22 protein-coding genes and 1 tRNA gene are annotated in these 18,343 nt (G+C 74.5%); 13 read left to right on the top strand and 10 right to left on the bottom strand.

Annotated features, from left to right (window positions below; translation table 11 throughout):
• Genes ACIQUT_RS18940 through ACIQUT_RS18930 form a run of 3 tightly spaced genes read right to left on the bottom strand, consistent with a single transcriptional unit; the run spans position 1 to position 3,555 of the window.
• The gene (locus tag ACIQUT_RS18940) at positions 1-1,575 is read right to left on the bottom strand and encodes a hypothetical protein (RefSeq protein ID WP_403564059.1); all 1,575 of its coding nucleotides are present in this window, start codon (positions 1,573-1,575) and stop codon (positions 1-3) included.
• Positions 1,566-2,696 (bottom strand): hypothetical protein, encoded by a 1,131-nt coding sequence (locus ACIQUT_RS18935; protein ID WP_403564058.1) that lies wholly within the window; start codon positions 2,694-2,696, stop codon positions 1,566-1,568. Before ACIQUT_RS18935 ends, ACIQUT_RS18940 begins: the two co-directional genes overlap by 10 nt.
• Complete coding sequence (locus ACIQUT_RS18930; protein WP_403564057.1) at positions 2,635-3,555, bottom strand: phosphatase PAP2 family protein; 921 nt, start codon at positions 3,553-3,555, stop codon at positions 2,635-2,637. Before ACIQUT_RS18930 ends, ACIQUT_RS18935 begins: the two co-directional genes overlap by 62 nt.
• Before the next feature lie 115 nt (positions 3,556-3,670).
• Here ACIQUT_RS18930 and ACIQUT_RS18925 point away from each other — a divergent pair, with 115 nt between their 5' ends.
• Positions 3,671-4,267 (top strand): histidine phosphatase family protein, encoded by a 597-nt coding sequence (locus ACIQUT_RS18925; RefSeq protein WP_403564056.1) that lies wholly within the window; start codon positions 3,671-3,673, stop codon positions 4,265-4,267.
• A gap of 92 nt (positions 4,268-4,359) precedes the next feature.
• On the opposite strand, the gene ACIQUT_RS18920 is transcribed toward ACIQUT_RS18925, so the two are convergent.
• Positions 4,360-5,652: a tetratricopeptide repeat protein gene (locus ACIQUT_RS18920; protein WP_403564055.1), complete on the bottom strand. Its 1,293-nt coding sequence runs from the start codon at positions 5,650-5,652 to the stop codon at positions 4,360-4,362.
• 286 nt (positions 5,653-5,938) lie between these two features.
• Between ACIQUT_RS18920 and ACIQUT_RS18915 the strand changes: the two genes are divergently transcribed.
• Entirely contained in the window at positions 5,939-6,334 is a 396-nt protein-coding gene (locus ACIQUT_RS18915; RefSeq protein ID WP_403564054.1) for a hypothetical protein, read from the top strand.
• Positions 6,335-6,500: 166 nt separating this feature from the next.
• Positions 6,501-7,376, top strand: coding sequence for a spermidine synthase (locus tag ACIQUT_RS18910; RefSeq protein ID WP_403564053.1), 876 nt, complete (start codon positions 6,501-6,503; stop codon positions 7,374-7,376).
• A 27-nt stretch (positions 7,377-7,403) separates the two neighbouring features.
• Here ACIQUT_RS18910 and ACIQUT_RS18905 read toward each other — a convergent pair whose 3' ends face one another.
• Entirely contained in the window at positions 7,404-7,619 is a 216-nt protein-coding gene (locus ACIQUT_RS18905) for a hypothetical protein (RefSeq protein ID WP_403564052.1), read from the bottom strand.
• Position 7,620: 1 nt separating this feature from the next.
• Here ACIQUT_RS18905 and ACIQUT_RS18900 point away from each other — a divergent pair, with 1 nt between their 5' ends.
• The 7 genes from ACIQUT_RS18900 (at position 7,621) to ACIQUT_RS18870 (ending at position 12,286) form a co-directional block, all read left to right on the top strand.
• Complete coding sequence (locus tag ACIQUT_RS18900) at positions 7,621-7,863, top strand: hypothetical protein (RefSeq protein WP_403564051.1); 243 nt, start codon at positions 7,621-7,623, stop codon at positions 7,861-7,863.
• A 179-nt stretch (positions 7,864-8,042) separates the two neighbouring features.
• Positions 8,043-8,732 carry a response regulator transcription factor gene (locus ACIQUT_RS18895; RefSeq protein WP_179176199.1) on the top strand — a complete coding sequence of 230 codons (690 nt, stop codon included), beginning with the start codon at positions 8,043-8,045 and terminating at the stop codon, positions 8,730-8,732.
• Complete coding sequence (locus tag ACIQUT_RS18890) at positions 8,729-10,153, top strand: sensor histidine kinase (RefSeq protein WP_403564050.1); 1,425 nt, start codon at positions 8,729-8,731, stop codon at positions 10,151-10,153. The genes ACIQUT_RS18895 and ACIQUT_RS18890 overlap by 4 nt, the downstream gene beginning before the upstream one ends.
• Before the next feature lie 63 nt (positions 10,154-10,216).
• Positions 10,217-10,381 (top strand): DUF5993 family protein, encoded by a 165-nt coding sequence (locus ACIQUT_RS18885; RefSeq protein ID WP_403564049.1) that lies wholly within the window; start codon positions 10,217-10,219, stop codon positions 10,379-10,381.
• 16 nt (positions 10,382-10,397) lie between these two features.
• A complete protein-coding gene (locus ACIQUT_RS18880) occupies positions 10,398-11,057 on the top strand; it encodes a disulfide bond formation protein B (protein ID WP_403564048.1) in 660 nt (219 codons plus the stop codon).
• 128 nt (positions 11,058-11,185) lie between these two features.
• Positions 11,186-11,896 (top strand): NADPH-dependent F420 reductase, encoded by a 711-nt coding sequence (locus ACIQUT_RS18875; RefSeq protein ID WP_403564047.1) that lies wholly within the window; start codon positions 11,186-11,188, stop codon positions 11,894-11,896.
• Between the two features lie 87 nt (positions 11,897-11,983).
• A complete protein-coding gene (locus ACIQUT_RS18870) occupies positions 11,984-12,286 on the top strand; it encodes a hypothetical protein (RefSeq protein ID WP_403564046.1) in 303 nt (100 codons plus the stop codon).
• A gap of 46 nt (positions 12,287-12,332) precedes the next feature.
• On the opposite strand, the gene ACIQUT_RS18865 is transcribed toward ACIQUT_RS18870, so the two are convergent.
• The gene (locus ACIQUT_RS18865) at positions 12,333-12,827 is read right to left on the bottom strand and encodes a MarR family winged helix-turn-helix transcriptional regulator (protein ID WP_403564045.1); all 495 of its coding nucleotides are present in this window, start codon (positions 12,825-12,827) and stop codon (positions 12,333-12,335) included.
• A gap of 140 nt (positions 12,828-12,967) precedes the next feature.
• On the opposite strand from ACIQUT_RS18865, the gene ACIQUT_RS18860 reads away from it, so the two are divergent.
• Entirely contained in the window at positions 12,968-13,795 is an 828-nt protein-coding gene (locus tag ACIQUT_RS18860; RefSeq protein ID WP_403564044.1) for an NAD(P)H-binding protein, read from the top strand.
• Between the two features lie 68 nt (positions 13,796-13,863).
• Here ACIQUT_RS18860 and ACIQUT_RS18855 read toward each other — a convergent pair.
• The 4 genes from ACIQUT_RS18855 to ACIQUT_RS18840 all read right to left on the bottom strand — a co-directional run bounded on the left by ACIQUT_RS18855 (position 13,864) and on the right by ACIQUT_RS18840 (position 16,783).
• Positions 13,864-13,936 (bottom strand) — tRNA-His (locus ACIQUT_RS18855).
• A 106-nt stretch (positions 13,937-14,042) separates the two neighbouring features.
• Complete coding sequence (gene orn, locus ACIQUT_RS18850; RefSeq protein WP_403564043.1) at positions 14,043-14,645, bottom strand: oligoribonuclease; 603 nt, start codon at positions 14,643-14,645, stop codon at positions 14,043-14,045.
• Between the two features lie 115 nt (positions 14,646-14,760).
• Complete coding sequence (locus ACIQUT_RS18845; RefSeq protein WP_403564042.1) at positions 14,761-15,933, bottom strand: helix-turn-helix domain-containing protein; 1,173 nt, start codon at positions 15,931-15,933, stop codon at positions 14,761-14,763.
• A gap of 373 nt (positions 15,934-16,306) precedes the next feature.
• Positions 16,307-16,783, bottom strand: coding sequence for a hypothetical protein (locus tag ACIQUT_RS18840; RefSeq protein ID WP_403564041.1), 477 nt, complete (start codon positions 16,781-16,783; stop codon positions 16,307-16,309).
• A gap of 340 nt (positions 16,784-17,123) precedes the next feature.
• Here ACIQUT_RS18840 and ACIQUT_RS18835 point away from each other — a divergent pair, with 340 nt between their 5' ends.
• Both ACIQUT_RS18835 and ACIQUT_RS18830 read left to right on the top strand, forming a co-directional pair.
• The gene (locus ACIQUT_RS18835) at positions 17,124-17,654 is read left to right on the top strand and encodes a universal stress protein (protein WP_403564040.1); all 531 of its coding nucleotides are present in this window, start codon (positions 17,124-17,126) and stop codon (positions 17,652-17,654) included.
• A gap of 97 nt (positions 17,655-17,751) precedes the next feature.
• Entirely contained in the window at positions 17,752-18,321 is a 570-nt protein-coding gene (locus ACIQUT_RS18830) for a GPR1/FUN34/YaaH family transporter (RefSeq protein ID WP_403564039.1), read from the top strand.
• Positions 18,322-18,343: the final 22 nt, after the last annotated feature.

The raw sequence follows: 18,343 nt of genomic DNA, 5'->3' as shown, positions 1-18,343 counted from the left end.
TCACAGCAGGTCCTCGTCGGTCACGGCGTCGGGCAGCCAGGCTTCGGCGGTCGCGGATCCGGGCGGCCCGCCGTGCGTCCAGGGGGTCTTGTCCGGTTCGGGCAGCTTCGGGCCGCCGCGCGCGTCGTGCTCGAACAGCGTCCAGCACACCCGCTCGCCCTTCTCCGGCACCGATCCCGGCTCCGGCTCCCGGCCGCGGCCCATCTTGTCCAGCAGCCGCAGCACCACGCTGCCGTCGGCCTCACAGCGGACGAACTGCGCGCTCTGCGGGCGGCCCTCCAGGGAGCGGAACACCTTCGGACCGCTCCCGGAGCCCTCGGCGAGCTGCGGCCGGTCCTCGGTGGCCACCGTCACCAGCGGGCGCGGGCTGGGCCGCTTCGACTCCGTCCACTCCATGACGACCTCGGTGACCTCGCCCGCGAACGCCTCGCCCGCGAGCCGCCGCCCCGCCATCACCAGCGGGTCGTCCAGCGCCTCCTGGGCGTCGAGCCGCACCTGCTCGGTCTCCCGGGTGGCCAGCTTCTGGGCCGCCGTCACCGCGTCGTCGCGGCGCGGCTGCGGCGGCTCGCCCGCCCGGATCCGGTCGCGGTGGCCCGTGTACGACCAGCGGTCGCGGACCCAGCGCTCCTCGGCCCGCTCGGCCTCCGGCAGCCCGCGCACCAGCTCCAGGGCCTGCCACACCGCCCGCCAGGTCGGCCGCATCTGCTCCGCGACCAGCTCCCGCACGGCCTCCTCGGTGCGGGCCACCCCGGCCGGGCGGCCCGCGGCGCGGGCGGCGTCGTACCGGGCCATCGCCGGGGCCAGCAGCTTGTTGTCGAAGGCCGGGTCGGTGGCCGGCCCGGCGGGCGGCACCAGCAGCTGCCCGTCCCGGTCGCGGCCCTGCTCGGCGCGCAGGGCCGCGGCGGCGCCGGACACGCCGTCCGGCGGGGCTATCCAGGCCAGCAGCGCGCCCAGGTGCTGGTCCTCCAGGTTGCTCTGGCCGGTCGCCCAGTGCCGGGCCAGCAGCTCCGTCGCCGACAGCAGCATCGAGGAGCCCGGAACGCGGGCGCGCTCGCCCAGATGGGTGAACCAGCGGCCCAGCAGCGGCACCCGGGCGGGCGCCGGATACGGGTTCTCCGGGTCCTCCTCGGCGGTCCGCCGGAAGCGCATCGACCGGCCCAGCAGCCGGACGTGGTCGATGCCGGCCCGGCTCGGCACCACCAGCTGCGGCGCGTCCAGGCACAGCTCGGCCGACACCTTGGCGCGGGCGCCGGTCTCCGGGTCGGTCTCGGTGCGCTCCACGAGCTCGACCTCGTCGGCGTACGACTCCACGTACGGCAGCACCTCGTCCGCCAGCCGGGCGAGGAACGCCCAGCGCAGATCGCGGTCGCGCGGCTGCGGCACCACCAGCAGGCGCGGCTCGTCCGGGTCGGTGCCGACGAGCGCGCCGAGCGGGGCGCCCGTCTCGCCCGCGGTCGTCAGCGGGACGAAGACCAGCGGGCGCTCGTGCACATGCCGGTGCCGTACGGTCGCCAGCGCCTGGGCCCGGCCCGAGCGCACGGCCTGCAGCCGGGCGAGGGTGTCCATCAGCGGCATGCCGCCTCCCGGAGCGCCTCGGCGCGCAGGCGGGCCGCGTGCTCCAGCGCGGCGGCGGTCGGATCGTCGGGGGCGCCCCCGCCGGCGGCGGCCGCCAAGGCCTCCTCGACGGTGGTGTACGCCCCGAGCTCCCCGCGGACGCCGCGGCCGAGCGCGGTGGCCTCCCCGGCGGCCCGGGCCCGCTCCCGGCAGTGGAAGGCCAGCTCGCAGGCGGCCAGGCACTCGGGGGCGTAGGCGGCGGAGACGGCGGCGACCGCCTCGGTCAGCTCCTCGGCGGGCCGGGCGGGGTCGAAGGTGACCCCCTCGGGCAGGGCCGCGGCCAGCTCGTCGACGCGGGTCAGCCGGTCCAGCTGGCGCAGGGTCACGGAGCGCTCGCGGCGGACGTCGACGGGCGCGGCGGCGGGCAGGTTGGAGAAGTCCTTCGGGCAGACGAGCAGCACGCGGTGCCCGACGGAGGCGGAGGGCAGCTTCTCGGCGGTCTTCTCCAGCGCGAGGACGTACACGGCGGCCTGCCGGGCGGCGGCGCCCGCCTTCGCCGGGTCGGCGGCGCCGTCGACCAGCGGGAACGACTTGATCTCCACCACGGTCCAGCGGCCGTCGGGATGCACCACGACGGCGTCCGGCTCCAGGTAGGCGGGCGTGCCGGCCACTTCCAGGGCCAGCATCGGGTGGTCCAGCAGGGTCCACCCGCCGGCGGCGGTGGCGTCCCGCAGGGCGAGCGCGGTGCGCGCGGCGCGGCCCTCGGGGCCGGCGGCGGTGAGGTCGGGCACCTGGGCGCCGCTGCCGGGGGGCTCGGCCCCGCCGCCCAGGTGCCGGTGGACGAGCCGCAGCAGCTCGGCCCCGCCGTCGGCCTTGACCCTGGCCTCGAAGGAGTTGCCCCGGATGATCGCGAACTGCGACTGGCCGAAGGCGGCGGGCGAGCCGAGCGCCGCGGCGAGCGCGGTCTTGTCCACACCGGCCCCGTCGAGCAGTGCGCGTCTGCCGCAGCCCGGGTTGGCGGCGAGCGCCGCCAGCGAGCGGGCGTCGAGCGGGCGGGGCGGCACGGCGGGGCCGCGCAGGTCAGCGAGCCGCTGCCGCAGTGTCGTCTTCTGGGGCGGGCCGCTGTGCGGGTAGGAGCTCACGGGCGGAAGTGTCCCATCCGCCACTGACAATCGGGGTCGTACCCCGGAAACCGGCCGGTGGGGCCGGCGCCCCGGCCGCTGCCGAAGCCGCCTCGCGGGCCGCCTCGCGGGTCTTCGTACGGGCCTCCGCGCGGGCTTCCGTACGGGCCGACACGGCGCGGGCGGCGGCGTGGCCGAGGCCCATCACGGCGGCCCCGGCGACGGCGTCGAGGAAGTAGTGGTTGGCGGTGCCCATGACGACGAGCACGGTGACGGCGGGGTAGGCGATGCCGAGGGCCCGCAGGAGCGGTTGCCGCCCGTGGCGCCACAGCAGGACCCCGCACCACAGGGCCCAGCCGACGTGCAGGCTCGGCATGGCCGCGTACTGGTTGGTGAGTCCGCCGAACCCGCGCGGGGCGCTGGCCTCGGCGCCCCACCAGCCGTACGCGCTGTACTGGGCCATGGTGTCGGTGAACCCGTGCGCGGCGTCGAGCAGCCGGGGCGGGCAGGTGGGCATCAGCGCGAACCCGACGAGCCCGAGGAGGGTGGAGGCCACCAGCCAGGTGCGGGCGGTCCGGTAGTGCGCCGGTCGGCGGCGGTAGAGCCAGACCAGCACGGCCGGGGTGACCAGGTAGTGCAGGGAGGCGTACACGAAGTCGGCGGGTATGCCGAGCAGGCCGTGGTGGGTGAACAGCCGGTTCAGCGGCCGCTCGAAGGCGATCCCCAGCAGGTCTTCGGCGCGGAGGATGGCGAGTCCGTGGTCGACGGCCGGCTGTACGCCGCCCCGGGCGAGGAGTCTGCCGCCGGAGTACGCGCCGTAGAGGAGCCCCAGGAGCAGCAGTTCGACCCACCAGCGGGTGGGCTTCTGCCGGTTGTTCATACGATCTAGGACGGCCGTTCGGGTGCGCGGGTTGCCTGGTGTTCATGTGATGGATGATGGTCGGACGATCCAACCGTCCGAACCGCCACGGACCACCGAAACCGGGAGAAACCGCATGGCCCCCCGCATCCTCCTCGCCCGGCACGGCCAGACAGCGTGGTCCAGGCTCGGCAAGCACACCGGACGCACGGACATCGCCCTGCTGGAGGAGGGCCGGCGGGGCGCGAAGCTGCTCGGCGAGCGGCTCGCCGGGGACCCGTGGGGCGGCCTGCCCGGCGTGGAGGCCCGCACCAGCCCGCTCGTCCGCGCGAGCGAGAGCTGCGACCTGGCCGGCTTCGGCACCCGGGCGGAGCCCTGGGACCTGCTGATGGAGTGGGACTACGGTGACTACGAGGGCATGACCCCGGCCGAGATCCAGGCCGTCCGGCCCGGCTGGCTGATCTGGCGCGACGGCGTCCCCGGCGGCGAGTCCGTCGCCGACGTCGCGGCCCGCGCGGACGAGGTCGTCGCCTGGGCCCGCTCGGCCGAACGCGACGTGCTCGTCTTCGCCCACGGCCACATCCTGCGCACCCTCGCCGCCCGCTGGCTCGGCTTCGACGCCTCCTTCGGGGCCCGCATCCGCCTGGAGCCGACCTCCCTGTCGGTGCTCGGCTGGGCGTACGGGGCCCCCGCGCTGGAGCGCTGGAACGACACGGGCCACCTGGAGGCGTAGCCCCCGAAGGGGCGCGGGGAACTGCGCGCCCGGCCACAGCGGACCCGCAGCCGACCGCCGGCCCAACACGCTCCACCCGCGGAGCGCTCCGCTCAGGCCTCGGCGTGCCGGGCCAGGAAGTCCCCCACCCGGGGGCTGCGCTGGTGCGGGACCAGGGTGCGGGCCGTCGCCGAGAGCATCGACCGGATCCGCGTCGACTGGACGTCCTCCAGCAGGTCCAGGACCCGGCCGCACGCCCGGGCGGCCTCGTCCGGGGCCCCGGCGCGGGACAGGTTGTCGGCCAGCTCGGCGGTGTAGAGGGCCATGTTCCGCGTGAAGTGGGGGTCCTGGAGGTCGGCGGCGCGCCGGGCGTGCCGGGCCGCCCTGGCGTGCTCCCCGAGCGCCGCCCGGCAGCGCGACTCCAGCGACTCCAGCTCGGCCTCGCCGAAGAAGGACATCCACTCCGGGTCCGCGTCCGCCGGGCCGCGGGCGAACTCCGTGTGCGCCCGGGCCAGCGCCTCCTCGCAGGCCCTGCGGTCGGCCAGGCCCGCCCAGCCGCCCGCCTCGCGCAGCGCGAGCAGCGCCAGCAGCCGCTGGGAGCCGACGGAGCGGGCGGCCCGGCGGCCCGCCTGCGCGGCCCGTACCGACTCGCGGGGCCGGCCGCAGTCCCGGGCCAGGAAGGCCATGTTGCTGAAGGCGTGCGCCTCCAGCCCGGCGTCCCCGGAGACACGGGCCGTCGCCAGGGCCTCCGCGTAGTGCGAGCGGGCGTCGTCGAGGCGCCCGGAATCGTGGGCCAGCCAGCCGACCGAGACGGCCAGCTCGCCGGCGCCCGCGTTCAGCCGGTCCTCGGTGGACTGCCGGGTCGCCCCCGCGTCCAGCAGTGCGTAGGCGGCCCGCAGCGGTGCGGCCGCCCTGCGGTAGAGCGCGTCCGCGCCGTGCCGGTCGTCCAGCAGCCGGATCTGGCGTACGGCGTCCTCGACCGCGGCGGCCTCGGCCTCGCCGGCGCGGGAGGGCGTACGGCGGGTGTCGCCGAGCAGGGTGAGGCCGAACGTCGCGGCCGCCACGGTGGCGGAACCGCCCGCCATGAACGCGCGACGCTGCACGTCGCTCTCCTTGTGGGTGTCGGGGGTGCGCTGCGCCCAGCGGCCGCGGACCGCCTCGCGCGGGGAGAAGCCCAGGTCGGTCAGCATCCGGCCGGGGAACATGTGCAGGAAGACCCGCTCGTAGGCGTAGTTGGGGCAGCGGATCTCCCCGGCTTCGACGCGGCCGATGTAGCGGGCGTCGCAGGAAACCGTTTCTCCGATCTCCCGTGCGGAGCGGCGGACCGCGGCCGCGAACTCGGCCGGGGAGAGCGGTCCGCGCAGCCGCCGGAAGGTGTGGTTGGGTGAGGGCGGGAACGCCGTCATGGACGTGGCCTCTCTGGCAAGGAACGCACTGCCGGTGCTGCGGGTGCTGCGGTGCGGAGCCGCTACCGGCGGGCCCGAACGTACCGCCAGGGACAGCCCGTTGATGCACTGTTTGCCTACAAACCGGATATCTCACCCGCGATCTGCCATGAAGTGCCATCCTTTGCAGCGTCTTGCCGCCGAACCTGTTGACGCCTGCCTGCGTTGGACCCGTTGCGGGGTGGGAGGCGACTCCCGCCCCGCCCGTAGGCGATCGATGAGGGTGGTTCCCGTGGTGGAGGCCGGCATGGAGAGCGCAGGAACGAACACCCAGCCCCTCGGGTGTGACGCACCGGACCTGGTGACCGTGCCGGCCCGGCAGGGCCTGGAGGCCGTCGACATCATCCGCCGGGCCGCGGCGAGCCGGGCCGTCGGCGTCGGCCCCGTGCTGCACGACGATGCCGGCGCCACCCTCGGCTTCCTCGTCCCGCCCGGCACCGCCGACGCCTGGGACCTCCCCGGCAGCGCCTGCACGCAGACGAACGGGCGGGGGATGCGCCTCGGCGACGTCCTGCCCGCCCCCGGGGACAGCGGCTGGCTGCTCCCGCCGGAGGCCGTCGGCGCGGTCACCGACCCCGAGGTGCTGCGGGCGGCGCTCGGCGAGGCGGCCCGGCTGATCGAGGCCGCCGACAACTGCCGCTGAGCCCGAGGGGCCGACGGGCGGGGCGGACCGGGGCCCGGGGCGGCGGGGGCGGGCTCCCGAGCGGCCCCGGGCGGGTCGGGCTCCGGGTCAGGCTCCGGGCGGGTCGGGCTCCGGGTCAGGCTCCGGGTCGGGCCGGGGCCGGCGTACGGGCGGGGACAATGGGGTGGTGGCAGGCAAGGGCAGAGGCAGCAGACAGCGCGGGCGCGCAACCTCCGAGGCGGTCGTCGGGCAGGTGGGCGGCGGGCAGGCGGAGCTGGCGCCCGACCGGGAGCGGGCCGAGGCCTGGACCCTGCTGATCGACGGGGCGCCGCAGTCCCACGTGGACCTCGGCGACCCGGGGCACCTGGCCTTCGCGTACCAGCGCCGGATCGGCCACCTCATCGACCTCGCGGCCCCCGCCCGGCAGCCCCTGAACGTGGTGCACCTCGGCGGCGGCGCCTTCACCCTCGCCCGCTACACGGCCGCCGCCCGCCCCCGCTCCACCCAGCAGGTCGTGGAGATCGACGCCGCCCTCGTGGCCTTCGTACGGGAGCACCTGCCGCTGGACCCGCAGGCCCGGATCCGGGTCCGGACGCTGGACGCGCGGGCCGGACTGGCGAAGGTCCCGGACGGCTGGGCGGACCTGGTGATCGCGGACGTGTTCGGCGGCGCCCGCACCCCGGCCCACCTGACCAGCACCGAGTTCCTGGACGACGTACGCCGGGTCTTGGCGCCCGGCGGCTGGTACGTGGCCAACCTCGCCGACGGGCCGCCGCTCACGCACCTGCGCGGCCAGATCGCCACCGCCGCGGCCCGCTTCACACACCTGGCGATGGCCGCGGACCCGGTGGTGTGGCGGGGGAAACGATTCGGCAACGCGGTCCTGGCCGCCGCCGACCGGGAGCTCCCCGTGGCCGAGTTCACCCGCCGCGTCGCCGGCGACCCGCACCCGGGCCGGGTCGAACACGGGCGCGCCCTGACCGACTTCGCCGGCGGCGCCGCCCCGGTGGCCGACGCCTCGGCGACGGCCTCCCCGCAGCCGCCGCCGTCCGTGTTCCACTGAGGCGCGCGGCGGCGGGAGCCGACGCGGTCAGCCCTCGTACGTCTCCACCAGCGGCGGGTGGCCGTTCCAGGTGCAGAAGACCGACATCTCGCGGTCGCCCTTGGTGAAGGTCACCCGGATCCAGAACGGCTGCTTCCACACCTGCATCTGCCAGCCGGCGTCCGGCGTCGCCGACACCAGGTCGGCCGAGGACGCGCCGAGGTCGAACACCACCCGGCCGCCGTCGACCGTGTACGCCTTCACCGTGCCGCCCGCGCCACCGCCCGCACCCTGCTCGCCGGACGGGCGCGCACCCTGGGACGCCTTCGGCGGCGGCTTCGCGGACGAGGCCTCCGCGGACGGCGACGCCGAGGCGGACGGGGACGGCGGAGGGGAGGCGGAATCGGACGGTGACGCGGACGGGGACGGCGAACCGCCGGCGCCCGCACCGTGCGTCGACGAGGGCAGCGGCTTCGTGGCCAACGGCACCGCCAGCGGCGGATCGTAGGCCGTCCCGGACATCACCGTGTGCACGCCCCACCACGACAGCGTCACCGCCGCCCCGGTCGCCAGCGTCCAGGCGAATGCATGTACAAGTCCTCGGCGCATCAGCCCCCATACTGCACCACCGGCCCCGAACGCCGCCCGACACCCGCTGAGTCGCCCGAATGGACTACGGTGCGGCTCATGGCAAGTGTGCTCGTGGTCGAGGACGACCAGTTCGTACGTTCCGCCCTCATCCGGCACTTGACCGATGCCGCGCACACGGTGCGCAGCGTCGGCACGGCCCTGGAGGCCCTGCGCGAGGTCGCCCACCACCGCTTCGACGTGGTCATCCTCGACCTGGGCCTGCCCGACCTGGACGGGTCGGAGGCGCTCAAGATGCTGCGCGGCATCACCGACGTACCGGTGATCATCGCCACGGCGCGCGACGACGAGGCCGAAATCGTCCGGCTGCTCAACGACGGCGCCGACGACTACCTGACGAAACCGTTCTCCGTGGAGCACCTGTCCGCCCGGATGGCCGCCGTACTGCGCCGCGCCCGGTCCGCCGCCGGCGCGGAGGCGCCCTCGCGGGTCCTGCGGGTCGGCGGTCTGGCCATCGACCCGCTGCGGCGGCAGGCCGAACTGGACGGGGCCGCCCTGGACCTGACCCGGCGGGAGTTCGACCTGCTGGCCTTCCTGGCCGGCCGGCCCGGCGTGGTGGTGTCCCGGCGCGAGCTGCTCGCCGAGGTGTGGCAGCAGTCGTACGGCGACGACCAGACGATCGACGTGCACCTGTCCTGGCTGCGCCGCAAGCTCGGCGAGACCGCCGCCAACCCCCGCTACCTGCACACCCTGCGCGGGGTCGGGGTCAAGCTGGAGCCGCCCCGGTGAGATGGGCCCTGGTCAAGGTGTGCCTGGCGGTCACCGCCATGGTGGTGGTGGCCTTCGCCGTACCGCTCGGGCTGGTCGTCCAGGAGATGGCCAGCGACCGGGCGTTCTCCAACGCCGAGCGGCAGGCCGCCACCATCGGCCCGACCCTGTCCATCACCACCGACCCGGGGCAGCTGCGCCGGGCCGTGGAGTCCACGGAGATGGGCGCAGCCCAGCGGATGGCCGTCCACGTGCCCCCGGTCGGCGGCGGCACGGCGGTGGAGATCGGCGCCGGCTGGGCCGGCTCGCACGCCGTGGACGAGACCCGGCGGCTCGGGCGGGCGATGACGGTGCCGCTGGCGCGCGGCGGTTCGGCGCTGCTCCAGCCCACCGCGCTCGGGTCCGGGGACATCGCGGTGGTGGAGATCCTCGTGCCCGAGCGGGAGGTCAGCAACGGTGTCGCCACCGCCTGGCTGGTCCTCGCCGGCGTCGGCCTGGCGCTCGTCGTCGGCTCGGTCGCGGTCGCCGACCGGCTCGGCGCCCGGCTGGTGGTCCCGGCCGAGCGGCTCGCGGACGCCGCGCACCAGCTGGGCGAGGGCCGGCTGGGGGCGCGCGTACCGGAGGCAGGGCCGAAGGAACTCCGGTCGGCCGCCGTCGCGTTCAACTCCATGGCGGACCAGGTGGTGGAACTCCTCGCCAACGAGCGGGAGCTGGCCGCCGACCTGTCGCACCGGCTGCGGACGCCGCTGACGGTGCTCCGGCTCAACACGGCCTCGCTCGGGGACGGTCCGGCCGCCGAGCAGACCCGGGCCGCGGTCGAGCAGCTGGAACGGGAGGTCGACACGATCATCCGCACCGCCCGCGAGCAGCGCGCGACCGGCGCGGCCGGAGCCGCCGCCGCGGCGGGCTGCGACGCCTCCGAGGTCATCCGGGACCGGATGGCGTTCTGGTCGGCGCTCGCGGAGGACCAGGGCCGCGAGGTGCGGCTCGCCGGCGTGGACCGGACCGTACGGATCCCGGTCGCCCGACCGGAGCTCGCGGCCGCCCTGGACGCCCTGCTCGGCAACGTCTTCCGGCACACCCCCGAGGGCACGGCCTTCGCCGTCGATGTGCACGACGCGGGGGACGCCGTCATCGTGCTCGTGTCGGACAGCGGGCCGGGGATCGACGACCCCGACGCGGCGCTGCGCCGCGGCAACGACGGCGGCCGGGACGGCTCGACGGGCCTCGGGCTGGACATCGTGCGCCGGGTCGCCGAGGGGACCGGCGGCGATGTGCGGATCGGCCGCTCGGTGCTCGGCGGCACCGAGGTCAGGCTGTGGATCGCCCTGGACGACCGGGCCCGCGGCGGCGGGGCGCGCGGCGGGCGGGAGCGCCGCGGCCGGCGCAAGCGGCGCGGCGGCTGGTGGGCAACCGGCGCGGCTGACGGGCAACCGACGTAACCGGCGGGCGGCCGGGGCGCGCCTCTCGGCGTGCACGCGCCGTTCGTCGGTACGGTCCGCGGCATGGACACCCTCATCTTCGGCGGCCTCCTCGCCACGCTGATCGCCCTGTGCCGGGACGCGTCGCGGACGGCCGTGCTCGGAGCCTGGTGGCTCACGCTGACCGCGGTGGTCCTGCTCATGGCGCACCACCTGCCCGGCGGCCCCGTCCTCGGCCCGATCCACTGACCGCGCCGTGGCCACGATGGAGAGCATCCTCCCGGAGACCCCGCTGGAGGGCGGTCTGCTGGGACGGGTCCAGTACTGGTTCGCGTGCTTCTTCGCCCTCGGCTGGACGGGTGTCGCCGGCGTCGGCCTCTTCGTCCAGCTCGCGCTGGGGGAGCAGCCCTGCCCGCTCTGCGTCGTGCAGCGGATGCTCATGCTGCTGGCGGCGACGGGGGCGGCGTACATCGTCCGTACGGCGCTCACGCAGGGGGCGGTGACGGGCCGCGACTACATGACGGGCTGGGGGCTGGCGCTGGTCGCGGTCGCCGTCGGCTCGTTCGCCTCCTGGCGGCAGTCGGTGCCGCGCGTCCTGCCGGGCGGCAGGGGCCACGGCGGCGGGGTGCTCGGCGGCGAGGTCCTCGGCCTGCACCTCGGCGTGTGGGCGTGGGTTCTCTTCCAGGCCTCGGTCGTAGCGGTCGGCGTCGTCCTGGCCTCCGCCCACGCCACCGCGGACCGCGCCGTTCCGACGGCCGGGCCGGGGCCGCACCGGGCGGCGGGGCTGCTCGCGCTGTGGCTCCTCGGGCTGGTGGCCGCCGTGAGCGTGGTGGCCGTGTTCCTGCAGGAGGGGCTCCACTGGTTCCTGCCGGACGACCCGCGGCGCTACGAGTTCTTCCACGACCTGCGGATCCTGGGCGGGTAGCCGGCGGGCGTGCGGACCGGGGTGGGGGCCGGGGTGGGGACCCGGGGTACGGGCCGGGGTGCGGGCCGGGGTAGGGATCGGCGTACGGACACGGCAGAGCAGGAACCACCGGAAGGATCGGAACGCCCATGCGCTACGCAGTCCTCGGCACCGGGATGGTCGGCCGCATGATCGCCGCCCGCCTGAACTCCCTCGGCCACGAGGTCGTCATCGGCACCCGCGACCCCGGGGCCACCGCCGGCCGCGACGAGTTCGCCGCGTGGCGGGCGGGCGGCCACGGCGCGGCGGACGTCTTCCTGGCCGGCTTCGCCGAAGCCGTCCGGCACGGCGAGACCCTCGTCAACGCCACGGCCGGGCAGGCCAGCGTGGCGATCCTCGCGGAGGCCGGCGCCGCGCACCTGGACGGCAGGATCCTGATCGACATCGCGAACCCGCTGGACTTCTCCCGGGGGTTCCCGCCGACCCTGGACCCGGTGAACGACGACAGCCTGGGCGAGCGGATCCAGCGGACCTTTCCCGGGCTGCGGGTGGTCAAGACGCTGAACACCATGAACTGCCGGATCATGGTGGATCCCGCGCGGGTGCCGGGGGAGCACACGGTGTTCCTGTCGGGGGAGGACCCCGAGGCCAAGGCGGAGGTACGGGCGCTGCTGCACGCGTTCGGCTGGCCGGAGACGAGCGTGCTGGACCTCGGCGGCATCGAGACGGCCCGCGGGACCGAGATGCTGCTCCCGGTCTGGCTCCGGCTGATGGGGGCCCTCGGGCACACCGACTTCAACTTCCACGTCCAGGGCGCCCGCAGGGGCGGCACGGGCCTCGTCCCCGGCGCCGACGCCTGACCCCGGGGCCTGATACCCGGTCGGGCGTGCAGATGTTGCCGGGCCCGGCGACCGCACCGAGGGTGGCGCTGACGGAAGGAGTCAGGCATGAGAGTCATGCTCCGGGCCCACATGGACACGGCCGCCAGCAACGAGGGCATCAAGAGCGGGGCCCTGCCCACGGTGATCCAGAAGTTCATGGAGAAGGTGAAGCCGGAGGCCGCCTACTTCGGCCTCCACGAGGGCGTGCGGTCCTGCTGGATCGTGTTCGACCTCCAGGACAGCTCGCAGCTGCCGCCGCTGCTGGAGGACATGTTCCTGAACTTCAATGCAGAGTTTGAGATCGGTCCGGTGATGAACCGCGAGGAACTGGCGAAGGGCCTGGCGGCCATGTCCTCCTCGCCGGCCTGAGCCGCGCGCCGGAGGCGCAGCGGCCGGTGCCCCGTTCGGTCCCCGGTCAGCCGCCGGACTGGAGCCGCTCGGCCTGGTCCCGGCCGACCTCGGCGGCGCGGTGCAGGTAGTCGGCGATGACGGCGAGCTCGGCGTCGGAGTAGCGGTCCAGGACGGCGCCGAAGGCGCGTCCCGGGGTCTCCCAGGCCTCGCCGATCCGCGTACGGGCGCCGGGGGCCAGGGCGACGAGGGAGCGGCGGCGGTCGTTGGGGTCGGCGAGCCGCTCCACGATGCCGGCCTTGACCAGGCGGTCGACGAGGCGGGTGGCCGAGCCCGAGGTCAGGCCGGTGAGGCGGGCGACGTCGCCGGTGCTGACGGGGCCGGGCTCCAGGTCGAGGAGCGCGATGCACTGCATGTCGGTGGGGTGCAGGCCGACGTGGTCGGCGAGGGCCTGGGTGAAGAGCGAGTAGCCGGCGTAGTGGCGCTGGCTCTCCGTCACGACGTGCGCGAGCAGCTCGGCGCGGCTCCACTGCTCACCCGAACGGGGGGAATCGGTTGACATCGGGTTCTCCATGCCTGAAATTTGATTGCGCGGCGCAGAGAATGTTCGGTACACAATCTGCATCGCGTAGTGATTCTATCGTGCACAGCGCCATCCAGGCATGCACAGCCCGACACGCACAGCAGGAAGCAGGTTCCGCCATGTCCATCCTCGTCACCGGTGCCCGAGGCGCCGTCGCCCGCCGTCTCGTCTCCCTCCTGAGCGCCCGCGGCGTCGAGCACCGCCTCGGATCCCGGGAGCCGGATTCCCCCGGCACGGTCCGCTGCGACCTGTCCGATCCGGCGACCTTCCCCGAAGCGCTCGCCGGAGCCCGGTCCGTCTTCCTCTACGCCGAGGCCTCCGGCATCGACGCCTTCGTCAAGGAGGCGACCGCCGCGGGCGTCGAGCACGTCGTGCTCCTGTCCTCCTCCGCGGTGCTCGCCCCGTCCGCCGCCGACAACCCGCTGGCCGCGGCCCACCGCGCCGTGGAGGAGGTACTGCTGGCCTCGCCGCTGCGGACCACGCTGCTGCGGCCCGGGGCCTTCGCGTCCAACGCCCTCGGCTGGGCGGGACTGCTGCGGGCCGGCCTGCCGGTCCGCCTGCCGTACCCGGGCGCGCACACCGACCCGGTCCACGAGGCCGACCTCGCGGAGGCCGCGTACGCCGTGCTGACCGACCCCGCCCTCGCCGGGCGCGCCTACACCCTGACCGGCCCGCAGTCGCTCACGTTCGCGGACCAACTGTCCATACTCGGCCGCGCCCTCGGGCGCCCCGTGCCCTGTGAGACGGTCACCGCCGAGCAGTGGAAGGCCGAGGCCGCCGCCTACATACCGGGGCCCTTCGCCGACGCACTCCTCGACTACTGGGCCGCGGGTGACGGTGTTCCCGCCGTCCTCACCGATGAGGTGCCCCGGCTCACCGGCCACCCGGCCCGGTCCTTCGCGACCTGGGTCGAGGACCACGCCGACGACTTCCGTGACCGGGACTGACCCGGCCTGCGGCGGGGGAAACGCCGGAGGCCCCGGTCCGCGCGAGCGGACCGGGGCCTCCGGTGAAGGGTGAGTGACGGGACTCGAACCCGCGGCCACCTGGACCACAACCAGGTGCTCTACCAACTGAGCTACACCCACCATGTCCGGTCGGAAACCGACCGGCCGAAGAAAAGGGTACAGGGTCCGGAAGGGTGCTCGCTCCCCCTATTCCGCCGACCCCTCCTCCGGAGGGTTCCGGCGGGTGCTACTCGGCGGGCAGGACGTGCTTCGCGGCGATGGACCGCGCCGTGTCCGAGTCCGGGCCGGGCTGCGGGACGAAGACCGCCTCCCGGTAGTAGCGCAGCTCGGCGATGGACTCCTTGATGTCCGCGAGCGCCCGGTGGTTGCCGTTCTTCGGCGGGCTGTTGAAGTACGCCCGCGGGTACCAGCGGCGCGCCAGCTCCTTGACCGAGGAGACGTCCACGATCCGGTAGTGCAGGTGGCTCTCCAGCGCGGGCATGTCCCGCAGCAGGAAGCCGCGGTCGGTGGAGACCGAGTTGCCGCACAGCGGCGCCTTGCGGGGCTCCTTCACGTGCTCGCGTACGTACGCCAGGACCTGCGCCTCGGCGTCCGCGAGGGTGGTTCCCCCGGCCAGCTCGTCGAGCAGGCCGGAGGCGGTGTGCATCTCGCGCACCACGTCGGGCATGGTCTCCAGGGCCGCGTCCGGCGGGCGGATCACGATGTCCACGCCTTCGCCGAGCACGTTGAGCTCCGAGTCGGTGACCAGCGCGGCCACCTCGATAAGTGCGTCGTCCGTCAGCGAGAGGCCCGTCATCTCGCAGTCGATCCACACCATGCGATCGTTCATGCGTCCACCTTATGCGCTCGCCCGGCCGATCCGGCCGGGCCGGGAGAGCAGAAGGCCCCCGCACCGGTCGTGACCGGTACAGGGGCCTTCAGGGTCGGGCCGTGCCCGCTGCGGGCTACGCGTGCTCGCGCAGCACGCGCGACGGGGCGTACAGCTCCGTCACCGTCGGACCGGAGGCGGCCAGCGCCGCCGCTGCCCGGTGGGGCTGCGGAGTGCGCTGGTGCGGCAGCGAACCCGACGACATCTCCGACACCTGCGCCGTGTCGCCCTGGGGGCGGCGGGCCCGGTAGGCGGAGCGGTAGGCCGCCGGGGAGGACCCCAGCTGCCGGCGGAAGTGCCCGCGCAGCGCCACCGGCGAGCGGAATCCGCAGCGCCCGGCGACCTCGTCGACCGAGTAGTCGGAGGTCTCCAGCAGCCGCTGTGCCTGGAGCACCCGCTGGGTGATCAGCCACTGCAGCGGCGCGCTGCCGGTCAGCGAGCGGAACCGCCGGTCGAAGGTGCGCCTGCTCATGTAGGCGCGGGCGGCGAGCGTCTCCACGTCGAACTGCTCGTGGAGGTGCTCCAGCGCCCAGGCGACGACCTCGGCCAGCGGGTCGGCGCCGATCTCCTCCGGCAGCGACCGGTCGAGGTAGCGCTCCTGGCCGCCCGTGCGCCGCGGCGGGACGACGAGCCGGCGGGCCAGCGCCCCGGCCGCCTCGCTGCCGTGGTCGGTGCGCACGATGTGGAGGCACAGGTCGATTCCGGCCGCGGTGCCCGCGGACGTGAGCACGTCGCCGTCGTCGACGAACAGCTCGCGCGGATCGACGTGGACGGACGGGTACCGCTTGGCCAGCGTCGGCGCGTACATCCAGTGCGTCGTCGCGGGACGGCCGTCCAGCAGACCGGCGGCGGCGAGCACGAACGCTCCCGTGCACAGTCCGACGATCCGGGCCCCCTCCTCGTGCGCCAGACGCAGTGCGTCGAGCGCCTCCGGCGGCGGCGGTGACGTGATGGAGCGCCAGGCCGGGACGACGACGGTGCCCGCGCGGGCGATCGCCTCCAGGCCGTACGGCGCGGTCAGCTCGAGTCCGCCGGTGGTCCGCAGCGGACCGTCCTCCCCGGCGCAGACGAGCAGTCGATAGCGTGGAACTCCCGCGTCCTGCCGGTCAATGCCGAACACGGAGAGTGGAATGGAGCTCTCGAAGATCGGCCCGCCGCTGAACAGCAGCACCGCAACGATCTCCCTGCGGCGACGCCCCGCAAGTTTCCGGCCGGCGTCCGTGATGACGGCGGTGGAATCCTGGCTCATGGCTAAGCCCCCCTTGGGTGTCGCGACTCCCTGGTCTGGTCGCACCTGCACGTTTCCCCTCGGCCTTGCACGTGGATCCCCCGCCGTAAAACATGATCGAATCTACTGCGTCCCGTGGTGTCGGCGTGACAAGTTCAGCACGCAGCGCTATGTCGACTTGGCAACTTGGCGAAAAGCATTCGATCAGTAAGCGTTCCACTCCGCTACCGGAGCGGGAAGCTCACACTCCGGCCGTGGCCAGTACCCATCGGGTCTTCCGGCCCCCCTGACGCCGTCGTTGCCGGTGGTGGGGCGAGTGGAACAGCATTCCGGCAAGACCGGCATGGTGTCCCGAAGTTGGCTGAAATCATGCGGGTGTGGGTGTGTGAATCGGTCAGTCCCTCCGAGGGGTCCCGCCGGAGCCGTTGCAGCCGTGCCGCGCCCCGTTCCGGCCCCCGTTCCGGCCCGCGCTCCGGCCCCCGCGCCGGGTCCCGCTGCCGCCCCGAGAGTGCCGGCGGCGTCGGCCCGATGCCGGCAGCCGGTCCTCGGCCAGGACCCGCACGGTGCCCCGGCTTCCCTTCTCGGACCAGCGCAGCATCAGCCGGCACACCGCCGTGACGGCGACCAGGCCCAGGGTCGCCACGACGGCCCCGCCGAAGGTGCTCCCGTACACGACGAGGACCACCGGGACCAGCAGGCAGCTGAACGCCGCCCAGCGCACCACGTCACCCGTGGGGTCGTCATGGGAGTGCCTGCCGGACTGCACGGACGGGTGAACGGGGGCGGGGGTGACATGGGGGGTCGTGCCGGCGAACGGGGCGGGCTGCGTCGGCTGAGCGGGCTGGACGGGGTGAACCGGATGGCCGGGCACGGCGTACTCCCTGCGGGCTCTCCTGGGCGGTCGGACGCCTGTCCAACGGCGTGCGGCGGGGCTCGGTCACTGCGCGCACGAGTGGCGCGCAAGGGGCGCTCGTCACTGCCTGTAGGGGACAGCGGACATTGCCAAGGCGGCCTCGCTCCGGCATGCTCCCTGGGACACTCTCCAAGTGCGGCATGCCCTGTCCAGGACAGGAGTGTCGCCGTACCCTGGTGGGTAAGGGCTTGGGAAGATGCTTCCCGGACAGAGCTCCGTCACCCTGAGTCGTCGATTTCGCCCATTGTCGCCCCGTCGCCTTGTCCCTTCCCCCGAGGACCACTTCGCCGAGACATCCATGGCCGGTCACGAATTCCCCGAACCCGCTGATCGCAAGCGCAAGCCGCTCGCCGATCAGGTGCCGAGCGAACTGCGCGCGACGGAACAGGCGCGTCCGTCCTGCGACCCGGCCTTCCGGCACGGCGTCGTCGTGGGGTTCGACGGCTCCACCTCCAGCGAGCGGGCCCTCGCGTACGCGATCGGGATGGCCCGCCGGTCCGGATCCGGCCTGATCATCGTGCACGTGGCCAATCGTTTGCCCACCACCGTGTGGGCCGGCTGCGAGCCGCCGGTCTTCGTGGACGTGCCCGACCACCGCACCGAGGTCCTCGGGCTGGAACTGGCCTGCGCGGACTACCTGGCCGAGGTGCCGTGGATCCTGGTCGAGCGGGGCGGGGACATCTGCCACGAGCTGGAGGAGGTCGGCCGGGAGTACTCGGCGGACGCCATCGTGGTCGGCTCCACGCACGGGATCGTCGGCCGGATCTTCGGGTCGGTCGCGGGCCGGCTCGCCAAGCGCGCACAGCGACCGGTCGTTGTCATTCCGTAACCGCTGCTGTATCGATTGTGCGGTTGTGCACCCCTGTAAAGGGTAGATAAATGCTGCTGGGACGCAGCACACAACTGCAGATCGAAGGGAGCCCGCCGTGGACAATGGTGTCTCTGCGGGAAGCACGGCCACGACTTCGACCCTCGGGAACATCGCCCTGGGTCTCACCCTTCTCGCGTTCGGTATCGGCCACACCGGCATCATCGGCGGAGTGTCCGCGGCGGACGCCGTCTCGCTCGCGACCTACGTCGGGGGCTTCGGCCTCTTCGTCCTCGGACTCCTGGAGTTCCGTGGCGGAAACGGCTTCAACGGCACGGCGTTCGCGGGCCTCGGCGCCTTCTGGTTCACCTGGGCCGCGGGAGCCGACACCAAGGTCTCCGCCCACGCCGCGGGCCTGTTCCTGATCCTGTTCGCCCTCCTCGCGCTCACCCTCACCACGGGCGCCGCGAGCGGACTGTTCGGCCAGGGCACGTACGCCCTGCTCACCCTGTCCCTGCTGCTCCTCGCGACCGGCACCCTCGCCGACAGCGGAGGGCTGGCCAAGGCCGCCGGCTGGGTGGCCGCCGTCTCCGGGCTGCTGACCTGGTACGGCGCGACGGCGGCGCTGGCCCACTGGCCGACCGCCTTCGGCAAGGCCTCCCGCGGCAGCGCGGTCGCCGCGGGCTGACCTGCCGCACGGCGGAACGAGG

Source organism: Streptomyces sp. NPDC090445 (genome assembly GCF_044769385.1).
Taxonomy (GTDB): domain Bacteria; phylum Actinomycetota; class Actinomycetes; order Streptomycetales; family Streptomycetaceae; genus Streptomyces.
Note: the sequence above shows the minus strand (reverse complement) of the source record. Positions and strands in the feature narration are given on the sequence as shown.

Coding starts and splice junctions, on each gene's coding strand:
- ACIQUT_RS18940 (WP_403564059.1), bottom strand. CDS start 1,575: ATGCCGCTGATGGACACCCTCGCCCGGCTGCAGGCCGTGCGCTCGGGC.
- ACIQUT_RS18930 (WP_403564057.1), bottom strand. CDS start 3,555: ATGAACAACCGGCAGAAGCCCACCCGCTGGTGGGTCGAACTGCTGCTC.
- ACIQUT_RS18925 (WP_403564056.1), top strand. CDS start 3,671: ATGGCCCCCCGCATCCTCCTCGCCCGGCACGGCCAGACAGCGTGGTCC.
- ACIQUT_RS18920 (WP_403564055.1), bottom strand. CDS start 5,652: ATGACGGCGTTCCCGCCCTCACCCAACCACACCTTCCGGCGGCTGCGC.
- ACIQUT_RS18915 (WP_403564054.1), top strand. CDS start 5,939: ATGGAGAGCGCAGGAACGAACACCCAGCCCCTCGGGTGTGACGCACCG.
- ACIQUT_RS18895 (WP_179176199.1), top strand. CDS start 8,043: ATGGCAAGTGTGCTCGTGGTCGAGGACGACCAGTTCGTACGTTCCGCC.
- ACIQUT_RS18885 (WP_403564049.1), top strand. CDS start 10,217: ATGGACACCCTCATCTTCGGCGGCCTCCTCGCCACGCTGATCGCCCTG.
- ACIQUT_RS18880 (WP_403564048.1), top strand. CDS start 10,398: ATGGAGAGCATCCTCCCGGAGACCCCGCTGGAGGGCGGTCTGCTGGGA.
- ACIQUT_RS18875 (WP_403564047.1), top strand. CDS start 11,186: ATGCGCTACGCAGTCCTCGGCACCGGGATGGTCGGCCGCATGATCGCC.
- ACIQUT_RS18870 (WP_403564046.1), top strand. CDS start 11,984: ATGAGAGTCATGCTCCGGGCCCACATGGACACGGCCGCCAGCAACGAG.
- ACIQUT_RS18865 (WP_403564045.1), bottom strand. CDS start 12,827: ATGTCAACCGATTCCCCCCGTTCGGGTGAGCAGTGGAGCCGCGCCGAG.
- ACIQUT_RS18860 (WP_403564044.1), top strand. CDS start 12,968: ATGTCCATCCTCGTCACCGGTGCCCGAGGCGCCGTCGCCCGCCGTCTC.
- orn (WP_403564043.1), bottom strand. CDS start 14,645: ATGAACGATCGCATGGTGTGGATCGACTGCGAGATGACGGGCCTCTCG.
- ACIQUT_RS18845 (WP_403564042.1), bottom strand. CDS start 15,933: ATGAGCCAGGATTCCACCGCCGTCATCACGGACGCCGGCCGGAAACTT.
- ACIQUT_RS18835 (WP_403564040.1), top strand. CDS start 17,124: ATGGCCGGTCACGAATTCCCCGAACCCGCTGATCGCAAGCGCAAGCCG.